The sequence below is a fragment of the uncultured Roseovarius sp. genome (genome assembly GCF_913054395.1).
Taxonomy (GTDB): Bacteria; Pseudomonadota; Alphaproteobacteria; order Rhodobacterales; family Rhodobacteraceae; genus Roseovarius.
Genome location: NZ_CAJXIP010000034.1, coordinates 17,863 through 28,827, shown reverse-complemented (window position 1 = coordinate 28,827; position 10,965 = coordinate 17,863). Strand labels below are relative to the sequence as shown.

Here is a 10,965-nt window from a genome sequence, read left to right as displayed (position 1 = left end):
GGAAACTGGTCCTACCCGACCGCAATCAAATTCGGCGCAGGCCGGATCAAGGAACTGCCGGCCGCCTGTGCCCAGGCCGGAATCAAGCGCCCGCTTCTGGTGACGGACAAGGGGCTTGCCGCCCTGCCCGTCACCCAGGCGACCCTTGATATTCTGGAGACAGCCGGCCTTGGTCGCGCGATGTTTTCCGAGGTTGACCCGAACCCGAACGAGATCAACCTTGCCGCCGGTGTCGCCGCCTATAAGGCCGGTGGCCATGACGGGGTGATCGCCTTTGGCGGCGGCTCGGGGCTTGACCTGGGCAAGATGGTCGCCTTCATGGCGGGACAGACACGGCCGGTCTGGGATTACGAGGACATCGGCGATTGGTGGACCCGCGCCGACAGTGATGCCATCGCCCCGATCATCGCCGTGCCGACAACCGCCGGCACCGGATCAGAGGTAGGACGCGCCAGCGTGATCACCAATTCGGTGACCCATGTGAAAAAGATCATCTTTCACCCCAAGGTGCTGCCCGCCGTGGTGATCTGTGATCCCGAGCTGACCGTGGGCATGCCTAAATTCATCACGGCCGGCACCGGGCTTGATGCCTTTGCCCATTGCGTCGAGGCATTTTCCAGCCCGCATTACCACCCGATGAGTCAGGGCATCGCACTTGAGGGCATGCGCCTTGTCATCGACTACCTGCCACGCGCCTACGAGGATGGCACCGATATCGAGGCCCGCGCCCAGATGATGAGCGCCGCCGCCATGGGGGCCACGGCATTTCAGAAAGGCCTCGGCGCGATCCACGCCATGAGCCATCCCATCGGCGCCTATTTCAACACCCACCACGGCACGACCAACGCGGTCTGCATGCCTGCGGTGCTGGACCTGAACGCGGATGTGATCGCCGAACGGTTCGACCGCGCGGCCGGCTATCTCGGCATCGTGGGTGGCTTTGCTGGATTCCGCAGCTTCGTACAAGACTTCAACGACAGCCTTGGCATACCACGCAGCCTCTCGGCCCTTGGTGTCACCGCAGAGGCCATCCCCGATCTGGTCGCGGGCGCCCTCACCGACCCAAGCTGTGGCGGCAATCCGGTGCCCCTGACCGAAGAGAACCTGACCGGGCTGTTTAACGCCGCACTCTGACACGGGCGGGGCTTTGGACTTCTTCTTGCCCTAAATATCCCAGGGGGGCTGGGGGACAGCGTCCCCCATTCCGTCCTTGCCCCGGTCCCTGGCGTCAAAATCTGGCCCGGATCGCCAACACCGCCAGACGCGGCAGGCGCAGGATCAGCCGGGCCAGGATATCGCCGTATTCCACCTCTCCGGCCATCAGTCGCAGATATTGCAACCGAAGCGTAGACGAGTGCCGGAAGGCGCGCGCAAACCCGGCTTCCATCGCCGGCAGAAAAATCACCGGACGGATCAGCCGGGCCATGCGCAGCGCCCGGTGAACGGGTCGCAAGCGGCGGCGATAAAGCGCCAGCGCCCGCTCGGGACGTGCGGCGCGCAGCGCCTCAATCGCGGCCTCGGCCGCCAGATGCCCGCTTTGAAGCGCATAGCCGATCCCCTCGCCGGTGATCGGATCGACAAGCCCCGCCGCATCCCCTGCCAAGAGAATGGCCTGCCGACCGGGAACCTTGCGGAAATCACCGAATGGAAGGAACTGCCCCTTGAAGCTGCTCCTGTCGGCCTCGACCCCCAAAAGCGCGCAATACTCGGCCATGGCATCTTTCATGTCGGGGTTCCTGGCCAGCAAGCCGCCCACCCCGATGGTGGTTGAACATCGCTTGGGAAAGCTCCAGCCATAGCCCCATTTCGCCGCCGCAAGATCAATGCGAATGGGTGCGCCTGGCTTCACGTGGTCACCGACGGCCTCGATCTCCAGACCAAAACCGACCTCGGCGCGATCGAATGCCTCACCGAACAGGGCCTTGGCGACCTGGCTATTGGCGCCATCCGCCCCGATCAGCACGCCAAAACCGATCCGGCGGCCATCCTTCAGAGTCAGGGACCTGTCCGCAAGATCAATCGCATCGACGCTTATCCCGGTGAAATCCGCCGCCCCCGCCTCAAGCGCCTGCGCGCAGATCATCGCATCCATATCCCATCGCATCGTGGCGCAAAGCGCGGGCGCATCGCGGATCACCCCCATTGGCGCGCCGCGAAAGCGGAAATCCACAGTGGTCTTGCGGTCCTGCGCCTCGAACAGCATCTCATGGCCGAAAACCTCGGCATAGTGACGCCGCGCCCGCCCGGTGATCAGGCCGCCGCACAGCTTTTCACGCGGAAAGGTCTTGCGGTCGATCAGGGCCACCCGCAATCCCGCCCTCGCTGCGGTAAACGCCGCCGCCCCGCCAGCCGGACCGGCGCCGATGACAACGATATCAAAATCCAGAGCCGTCATTCTGCTCAGACCTCGGGCAGGGCATCGCGCCGGATCATCGTGCGCAGCGCAAAACTTGACCGCATCGAGCGAATGCCGGGGGTCTGCATCAGGCCATCCTCCAAAAACCGGTCAAACCCGGCAAGGTCGGCGGCAACCACCCGGATCAGAACATCGCGTGTGCCGGTCATCAGATAGCATTCCATCACCTCGTCAAACCGTCGCAGGCGGGTCTCGAACTTGGCAATGGCGTCGCGGGTGTGATGTTCCAGTTCAACGAAAATGAACACATTCAGCGGCAGGCCGAGTTTTTCCTGATTCACGCGGGCGGCATAACCGGTGATGATCCCACTGGTTTCAAGCCGGGCGATCCGGCGCGCCAGCGGCGTCGCCGAAAGCCCCACACGCGCCGACAGATCGGCTAGTTTGAGGCGGCCATCGCGTTGCAGCGCGGCAATGATCTGGCGATCAATCTTGTCCATTTCCCTAAAATCCCCGCACATTCTGGTGATTTCACCCAAAGGTCACGCATCAGTGACCAAAGTTTGCTGTTTTTTCGCGCAACACTGCTCTTACGGTAGTTCGCAGGAGGATACCACCATGCTCACGCGCCTTGCATCGACCAGCCATGAAGACGTCTACCGGGTCGAGGATGATGACACCGGATTACGCGGGTTTATCGCGATTCACTCCACCCGGCTAGGCCCTGCGGCGGGCGGCTTGCGGATGCGGGTCTATGACGGTGACACGGCGGCGCTTGAGGACGTGCTGAACCTCTCGCGCGGAATGAGCTACAAGAACGCCGCTGCGGGCTTGCCGCTGGGCGGCGGCAAGGCGGTGATCGTGGGGGATCCAGCCCGTGACAAGACGCCGGAATTGCTGCGCGCCATGGGTCGGGCGATCAATGCCTTGCAGGGGCGCTACTGGACCGCCGAGGATATGGGCATGAGCCCCGCGGACATGGCCGAAATTGCCCGCGAGACGCACTTTGTCGCCGGGCTTGATCACGGTCGGCACGCCAGTGGCGATCCCTCGCCGATTACCGCCAGGGGCGTGTTCAACGCCATGCGCGCCGGGGCCGCACAGGTCTATGGCAGCGATGATCTGCGGGGGCGTCACGTCGCGGTGCAGGGGCTTGGCCATGTCGGCTGGCATTTGTGCACGCTGCTGCACGAAGCGGGCGCGCGGCTGAGCGTGGCGGATATGGATAGCACTCGTGTAAGCGATGCGGTCACGGCGTTTGGCGCAATCGGCGTACCCGCCCACACCGTCCACGCCACGCAGGCCGACATTTTCGCGCCCTGCGCGATTGGCGGTATCCTGAACGCGCGCAGTATTCCCGAAATTCAGGCCCGCCTCGTGGTCGGCGCCGCCAACAATCAGCTCGCAACCCCCGGCGATGCCGACGCGCTTCAGGCGCGTGGCATTCTCTATCTGCCAGATTACGTGGCCAATGGCGGCGGGATCATCAATGTCGCCGCCGAAATTCTTGAGATTACCGACCGTAGCGTCTGGGTCGCCGAACGCCTTGACGCGATGCAGGCCACCATGCAACAGATCCTGATCCGCGCGGAGGCGGAGAACTCAAGCCCGGCAGTGATTGCCGACCGGATGGTCGAGGACAGCCTGTTGCAGGTGGCGGTCTGACTCCCCGAATGCGCCGATACGCGCCTGTGAATTGAGCCGGGGCATCGGGCCTGCTAGGCTGGAGTCAAACAACTCCGGAGGCGTGCCATGAAACTGTTGCTCTGCCTTGCCTTGCCGCTAGGACTTGCCGCCAGCATGGCACAGGCCGATACCACGCTCAGCGAGCGTGTGACACTCACCCATGGCAGCTATTCTTCGGGCGGTGGCATCACCATCGCGACAGAGTTGCGCCCCAAGGCAGGCAAGACTGCGCTCTGCGGCACCTGGGCTGAAAGTGCAAGCCAGTCAAGTTATACGGTGGGGACCGCGCGCAATATCGTCAAATTGGCCAGCGTCTATGTCGAGGGCCGCAGGATTTACCAGGATCTCGGCGTCTTGCCGAAAACCGCCCCCAAGCTGGATTACGCCGGCGCCCCCGCGCGCTGTGTGCTCACCGATCTGCCTTGGCGGGCCGGGCGTGTGCCCGAGGTCTTTATCCCGCGCCAGCAGATCAGCCGCGGAAATGGCGGCGGCAGCGATCCGCATATCACCTTTCGCCAGACCGGTGTAGGCGCCATGGGACACGGCTTGGAGGTGGGGCATTTTCTGACCCGCAATAGCCGCCTTGTGCGCCTTGCGCCGGGCGCGACCGTGGCCGAGGGGCGCTATAGCGGCGGCGGCGGCGGCGGCCTGCGCGTGGTCGGCGAGGTCGTGTCGGTCAACGGCACCGCGCATCTCTGTGGGGTGTGGTCCGATATTGATCCTGGCCGACAGGTTGAGGAAACCAGGGGGCTTGGCCGCGAAATACTGCGCCGGAGCAGCGCGCTGCAAGGTGGCAAGGTCATCCTTCACGATCTCAGCGGCCTGCGGCGCGTAACCGCGCGCGCGCGATACGCCGGGGCCGATGCCACCTGTCTTGACACCGGCCGCCTCTGGACGGCCAAAGACGCGCGCAAGCGCCTTACCCTGCGCCTGCCCGATCAGATCGTTTATCGCAGCACCACGGTACGAGGCCGCGAGTTAATCCGGTTTCAGCCCATCTCTTTGCAGTAAATGGTACGAAACGGGGTCGTGGGGTCCTGAAGAGCACGAAAAGCAACGGATAAAGACAGCGGAGGGTGCCTTTTCATTGCAAATTCTTGAGAGGGTGAATGGCCGCTATGCGGTCTTTGCAATTTGAGCCTAATCGGGGACACCAGCCTTCTTCAAACTCGCCAACCAGATTTTTCGGTTGTCAGGGTGATTTTTCGATCCGGCGAACTGTCTTTGCATCGCTGACGTTGAAAGCTTCGGATTGATACTCAAAGCCGCCTCCACAGCGTCACGAGCTTCTTCCGTTCGATCCATTTCAGCAAGGTTTGCGGCGCGCAGAAGGTGGTGAAACAGACGCCATGTGTTGCTTGTCGCGACAGAGCCCAACTGCCGGGCTGCATCCAGTGCTTCTTCATGGCGCCCAAGATGGAAAAGGATATGCCCTTTGTAGAAGTACATATTCTGCAACATTGGATCGCGAGGGCTCAGCTTGATTGCCATTTCAATCTCTGGCAACGCGCGGTCCTGCATACGAAACCAGTCGAAAGTATGCGCTAACTCCAAACGGATGCGCGCATCATTGGGATTAAGAGCGATTGCGCGTTCGAGATTCGCGATGGCAGGATCGGCTTCGCCGGTAAAACGATAAATATAACCCAAAGCTGCGTGCGCCTGCGCATTCTGATCATCGAGTTCAATGGCCCGTGTCGCCGCCTCGGTCGCGGATATCAGAGTATCTTGCGGACTGTTGGTCCATTGGAAGAAAAACATCGTCCCAAGAGCGCGGGCCAAAAGACTGTAGGCTGCGGCAAAACCGGGGTCGGACGCAATCGCTTTCCGAGCATAGGTTGCGGCTTCCTCCTGTGCTTCCTTGGTAAACTCGGCTTGACGCACTCGACCGCGAAGGTACAAGTCCCACGCCCCCATATCCTCGGTTGGTTTTCCCTGCGAGCGCAGCGCGTCCGACAGGTATATTTCCGGCAACAATTGCCCTGCGATCGCCTGGCTGATCTCGTCCTGCACCGCGAAGATATCCTTGATTTGCCCTTCGAATCCCTCCGCCCAAATTGTTTTGCTGGTATCTACATCAATCAATTCTCCACTAACCCGAACTTGATCACCTCCGCGCCGGACGCTGCCACGGACAACGTAATCGACCCCAAGATCGCGTGCGATTTCGATCGGGCTCGCCTCGTCCTGTGCATAAGACAACATCGTCGCACTGGAGACGACGAACAGATCACGGTTGCGCGAAAGATGGGCGGTTAGATCGTCAGTGAGACCATCGACGAAATATTGCTCCGCGTCTTCACCGCTCAGATTGTCAAAACGAACAACAGCCAGTGATGGGGCTTCAGTTTCCGACAGTCCTTGCCGATCGAGGAAAACCGACACCGAGATAACCGCAAGAGCGCACACAAAGGTGAGGCTCACTGCAATAGAAAGTCGTTTTCGAGGCTTGGTATATTGCTGTTCTGTCGGATCATTCTGCTCGACCCGCGCAACGAACCGAAACCCCCGCTTTGTGAATGTCTTGATATAAATTGAGCGCGCAGCGCTATCACCCAAAGCTTTGCGCACGGAACGGATGCGCGTGTTCAGAGCCGCGTCCGTGATAGCGTTTCCATCCCAAATTTCATCGACAATTTCTTCTTTGGTGACGATTCGATCGCGGTGTTTGATCAGTAGTTCCAGCAACTGAAGTGCCTGTGGCTCCAAAGCCACCGGTTGTCCGCGGCGGCTCAAGCCCTTGGCCGGATCAAGTTCAAATTCCAAAAAGCGGTACATGAAGTAACTTACATTCGACTTTGGTTTTTGCTCAACAGATTTTGACGATTGTCATCTCAATGTCAGAGAATGTCAGCTTCCGATCAAGTGTCGGCGACCTGCTCGGTCTAACGTCAGCACTGCAGACAATCATCCCGATATGGCTGTCCGACAGAAAAGGAGATGGAACATGACAGGATTTAGGACGCTTTTGACAGCGATCGCGATCACCTGCACGGGCGGTGCGGTCATGGCGCAAACAGAACTGGAGGCGGCATTGGCCGCTGGCGGCGAAAGGCTGAAAGCAGATCAGATCGCCGAGTTATTGATCGGCAACAGGGTCACAGCCAGATCCGGCAAGAAGACCTTTCATTTTTATTACGATCCGAGCAATGTTTTAAGCGGCGAACTGGACAATGGTGGCTGGAAGGGCTCAGGAGCCTTCGCCATTACCGACAGGGATCAGGTCTGTGTTTCCATGGCCGCCGACAAGGGTCGTTACCGCTGCCTGACGGTTGTCCGCGATGGCGACTTGGTTCAAAAGTTCGACGTCGATGGCAAGAAAACGTTCGAACTGTTGAATGTTGAACCGTCTGCTGGCCTTTGATTGCCCCAACGCTTTCTTACTATCAGCAAAGCTGTTGTTGGACCGGACAGGTCTGCCGGCAGCTTTGTCCGCATAGCGGCCATCGGCACCACTTGCAGCGAACAACTGGATCGAGCCCATTGTGACAAATGCTGCGAAATGCACGAATGTCCTCAATGCGCAGGAAGCGCCCTTTGCAAAGTTGCGGTGCCAGCGCCTGCCGAAGCGACGTGACCGACCCATTGCTGCCGTCCACCAGAAACTCCTGTGCCGCGCCGCAGCTTCACGGTACCGGCCATTCGACATCGAGCGCAGCAATTTCAGGCGCCGAACCTCGCCTCAGCGGGACAGAGTTGCCGTTCCGCAAAAATAGCAGTCATTGACTGCACCGCGTCGGGATGTGGATCTGACAGTAAAACCGGAACATTCAACATATGCCGTGCAATCGACAGAAAAGCGATGTGCCCTGCGTTTAGCACCATTCCTTAGCGAGTGGGCGGGATGATCATTGGGCAAGGTGCGGCATGGGTGAGAAGGCTAAGGGAATGAAGTCTGTATGGCGCTCGCTATCGAGTGTTTTGGGCCGCAACGCCGAGCGAAGTCGGAGGAATTATCGCGATGCCCCGCGCTCGGACGCCTTGGAGCAAGCCCAAACGCCCTGCACAAGATTCCTTGATTTGAATGGTTCTATCGGCCAGTCTCGGAGTTGTACCGTGCAGGTGACGCTATTTTTTCTGGATCATGAACCCTCAGAAAGGCGCCAATGCGATTTCGAAGCTGGATTGTCACCACTTTGGTGATCGGAATCGCGCTTGCTGTGCTCTCCGTCCTGCTTGTCCTGCAACACAACGCGCTCTACTCGGCTCTCCTGCGCCAGCGCATCGCCGTCATAGCACAGACAACGGCGGAGACCTTCCGGCCAGTGCTTGATCTCGGCCTGCCGATCACGATGTTGCGCGACGGAGACAAGATTGTGGCCCGCGGTATCGCAATCGATCCCGAAATCGTGGCAGTGCATGCGATCAATCCCACCGGCATCGTCGCCTACACCACTGGAACGAAGCCGTTGCAGCTTTCGCAGGAGGTGCTGACCGCCATGCGGCTCGCAGACCGCGACGCATGGGGGCACGAAACCGCGGATATGATCTATAGTGGCTTTTCGATTCATCGCGAGACGGGCGGGCCGCTTTCGGGTGCCGTTGTGGTGGAATACCCGCATGGGCCGCTCGAAACCGCATCGCAAAACATCGTCAGGGTCACGCTGCACAGCGCAATCCTCATCCTGATCGGAACATCCGTTCTCGCCTACATCCTGATTTATCTGGTCCTTGACCGACCTCAGCGAAGGCTGGCAGCACTGTTGAGGGCTTACCGACAAGGACAAGCGCTGGAGGCCACCGCGTCTCCCGACAGATCGCAGAAGCATGGAGGGCTCGACGCAGAGCTCTCGCAGTTGGCGCGAAGCCTGCATGACGCAGACGAAGCCTATGGTAAGGCGCAGCGGGCGATTGGTGCTTTTGCGGAGGGCCAGCCGGTCTCGCCTACGCATCGGCATGGTCATTCCGAGGAGGCTGCACCAGGGCAGCCCGGGCGGTTGAAGGCCTTGATACTGGCGCGGGTTCTGCCGATCACGATCGTGTTGCTTGTTGCTTCGGCCCTGATGCTGGGCACAGTGGTGATGCGGGCCGTCACTCGGTCGATCGAACCGGAACTTGCGGCCCGGACCGACCTGATTGGTACGGTGGTCAGCGAGAATGTTCAGCGCGCCCTCGAGAGCGGCATCGCCCTCGACGAGATCGTTGGTGCGGACCGCTACTTCGGCGACATGCTGGAGCGGCTTCCCGAGGTCGCCTATATCGCGATCGCGACGGGGCGGATCGTGATCGAGGCCGGCGAGCGCATAGACCCCTATCTCGCGCCCCCGAGAGAGAGACGCGGCGTTCGGAGTCATCCAATTCTCAGAGACGAAGAGGAGGTCGCGTATGTCGTTATCGACATCGACCCGCGTCTGATCGCCCAGCGGTTTCGGGACGTTTTTCTGGATGCCGCGGTGATCCTCCTGGTGACGATCCTGCTCGCCTGGGAGGCGATGCTGCTGCTCACGGGGCGCACATTGACGGGCGGCCTGGCGCGACTTCAAAGGCTGAGCGCCATGCAAGCGGCATGCGACTTCTCCAAGAGAGTTGCGGGCAATGGAAAGGACTCGATCCAGGCGATCTTGAGCAACATGTCGGAACGTGCCGAGGCACTGCACGAGTCCTGTGCCAGGGCTATCGAGACAGCGGCCGCACCCAGCCGTCATGCACTCGAGCAGATTGGCACGAGGTTTGGTCTCTCGCCGGGCGGGCCAAAGCTGCTGGAGACCTCCTCTTTCTCCGACATTCGGCTGGCGCTCTTCCTGTTCGCGGCGGCCGACGAATTGCCGCTGGCCTTCCTGCCGATCTATACCCGCTCGGCGGACAATATTTGGCCGTGGCTCGACCAATCCGTTCTGATCTCGTTGCCGCTTGCCGGCTACCTGCTCGCCATCGTGCTCATGTCGCCTTACGCACGCGTGCTTGTCGAGCGCTTCGGGGTCAGGGGACTCTTCTTCGCGGCCGCCCTCCCCACGCTCGCCGCGCATATCGGCCTGTTCGCGGCCAGCACTGCGCAGGAGATCATACTCTGGCGCGCGGTCACTGGCTTTGGCTACGCGCTCGTGACGCTGGCCGCACAGGACTATGTTCTGAGCGTCGCAACCAGGGCAGACCGAGACCGGATGCTTGGCATCTTCAGCCTTGTCCTCTTTGGAGGCGTGTTTTCCGGCGTGGCGCTCGGCGGTGTGCTTGCCGATCGACTGGGGCCATCGAATGTCTTTCTTGTCAGCGCCACCTTGATTGCAGTTTCTGCCCTGCTCAGCCGATGGCTGATCGCACCGGGAATAGGCAAGACACACTCGCAACAGGAGACCGCAACTGACAGAACGTCCAAATGGCGGGTTCTGGCAGATGCCCGCCTCTTCGCGCTGATTTTCTGTATTGCCATTCCTGGGGCAGTGGTCCTGCAGGCCTTCGTTTCCTACCTCGTTGCTCTGACGTTGAATGCGAATGGTGCATCGGCAGCCGAAATCGGCCGGATACTTATGCTCTACTTCATCACTGTCATGGCAATCAGTCCACTCGCTGGACGCCTCGAAGAATTGTTGCGATTGCCCGGTGCGGTGCTGTGTCTTGCAGGGGCGGCCTTTGCCGGTCTCGCTTTGCTCCCCGTCGCCATGGCGCCGTCCCAGCTGACCATGGCGGTCGCCATGATCGGCACCGGCGCGGGCGGCGCGCTGGTGCGGGGAACGCAGGTTTCCCTTGCCCTGAGCCTCTCGGAATCGAATGTCGCGGGGCCCGGGCCGACGGCGGTACTCGGCGCGCTGCGCACCGGTGAACGCCTCGGCAGCATTGTCGGGCTTGTCTTCTTGGCGTGGCTCTCAGGTGTATCGGGATACACTGCGGCAACGCTGGCCATCGCGGTTTGGACACTGGCGGGTGGTGCTCTGTTCGCCATCATGGGCGGCAAGGAGTTCTTGACGAAGCGGTGGACCAGCCAGTGA

General features: G+C 60.7%; 8 protein-coding genes. 5 read left to right on the top strand and 3 right to left on the bottom strand.

Annotation, left to right across the window (positions count from 1 at the left end; translation table 11 throughout):
* A partial coding sequence (locus tag QZ522_RS07055; RefSeq protein WP_294609065.1) for an iron-containing alcohol dehydrogenase occupies positions 1 to 1,134 on the top strand: 1,134 nt, incomplete at its 5' end.
* A 94-nt stretch (positions 1,135 to 1,228) separates the two neighbouring features.
* Here the strand turns inward: QZ522_RS07055 and QZ522_RS07050 are convergent.
* Positions 1,229 to 2,395: a geranylgeranyl reductase family protein gene (locus tag QZ522_RS07050; RefSeq protein ID WP_294609063.1), complete on the bottom strand. Its 1,167-nt coding sequence runs from the start codon at positions 2,393 to 2,395 to the stop codon at positions 1,229 to 1,231.
* Positions 2,396 to 2,400: 5 nt separating this feature from the next.
* Entirely contained in the window at positions 2,401 to 2,856 is a 456-nt protein-coding gene (locus tag QZ522_RS07045) for an Lrp/AsnC family transcriptional regulator (protein WP_294609061.1), read from the bottom strand.
* A 118-nt stretch (positions 2,857 to 2,974) separates the two neighbouring features.
* On the opposite strand from QZ522_RS07045, the gene QZ522_RS07040 reads away from it, so the two are divergent.
* Both QZ522_RS07040 and QZ522_RS07035 read left to right on the top strand, forming a co-directional pair.
* Complete coding sequence (locus QZ522_RS07040) at positions 2,975 to 4,021, top strand: Glu/Leu/Phe/Val dehydrogenase dimerization domain-containing protein (protein ID WP_294609059.1); 1,047 nt, start codon at positions 2,975 to 2,977, stop codon at positions 4,019 to 4,021.
* Positions 4,022 to 4,108: 87 nt separating this feature from the next.
* Positions 4,109 to 5,053 carry an orotidine 5-phosphate decarboxylase gene (locus QZ522_RS07035; protein WP_294609057.1) on the top strand — a complete coding sequence of 315 codons (945 nt, stop codon included), beginning with the start codon at positions 4,109 to 4,111 and terminating at the stop codon, positions 5,051 to 5,053.
* A 129-nt stretch (positions 5,054 to 5,182) separates the two neighbouring features.
* On the opposite strand, the gene QZ522_RS07030 is transcribed toward QZ522_RS07035, so the two are convergent.
* A complete protein-coding gene (locus tag QZ522_RS07030) occupies positions 5,183 to 6,820 on the bottom strand; it encodes a winged helix-turn-helix domain-containing protein (RefSeq protein WP_294609054.1) in 1,638 nt (545 codons plus the stop codon).
* A 169-nt stretch (positions 6,821 to 6,989) separates the two neighbouring features.
* Between QZ522_RS07030 and QZ522_RS07025 the strand changes: the two genes are divergently transcribed.
* Positions 6,990 to 7,406: a hypothetical protein gene (locus QZ522_RS07025; RefSeq protein ID WP_294609052.1), complete on the top strand. Its 417-nt coding sequence runs from the start codon at positions 6,990 to 6,992 to the stop codon at positions 7,404 to 7,406.
* A 742-nt stretch (positions 7,407 to 8,148) separates the two neighbouring features.
* A complete protein-coding gene (locus tag QZ522_RS07020) occupies positions 8,149 to 10,965 on the top strand; it encodes an MFS transporter (protein WP_294609050.1) in 2,817 nt (938 codons plus the stop codon).

Coding starts and splice junctions, on each gene's coding strand:
- QZ522_RS07045 (WP_294609061.1), bottom strand. CDS start 2,856: ATGGACAAGATTGATCGCCAGATCATTGCCGCGCTGCAACGCGATGGC.
- QZ522_RS07025 (WP_294609052.1), top strand. CDS start 6,990: ATGACAGGATTTAGGACGCTTTTGACAGCGATCGCGATCACCTGCACG.
- QZ522_RS07020 (WP_294609050.1), top strand. CDS start 8,149: ATGCGATTTCGAAGCTGGATTGTCACCACTTTGGTGATCGGAATCGCG.
- QZ522_RS07040 (WP_294609059.1), top strand. CDS start 2,975: ATGCTCACGCGCCTTGCATCGACCAGCCATGAAGACGTCTACCGGGTC.
- QZ522_RS07035 (WP_294609057.1), top strand. CDS start 4,109: ATGAAACTGTTGCTCTGCCTTGCCTTGCCGCTAGGACTTGCCGCCAGC.
- QZ522_RS07030 (WP_294609054.1), bottom strand. CDS start 6,820: ATGTACCGCTTTTTGGAATTTGAACTTGATCCGGCCAAGGGCTTGAGC.
- QZ522_RS07050 (WP_294609063.1), bottom strand. CDS start 2,395: ATGACGGCTCTGGATTTTGATATCGTTGTCATCGGCGCCGGTCCGGCT.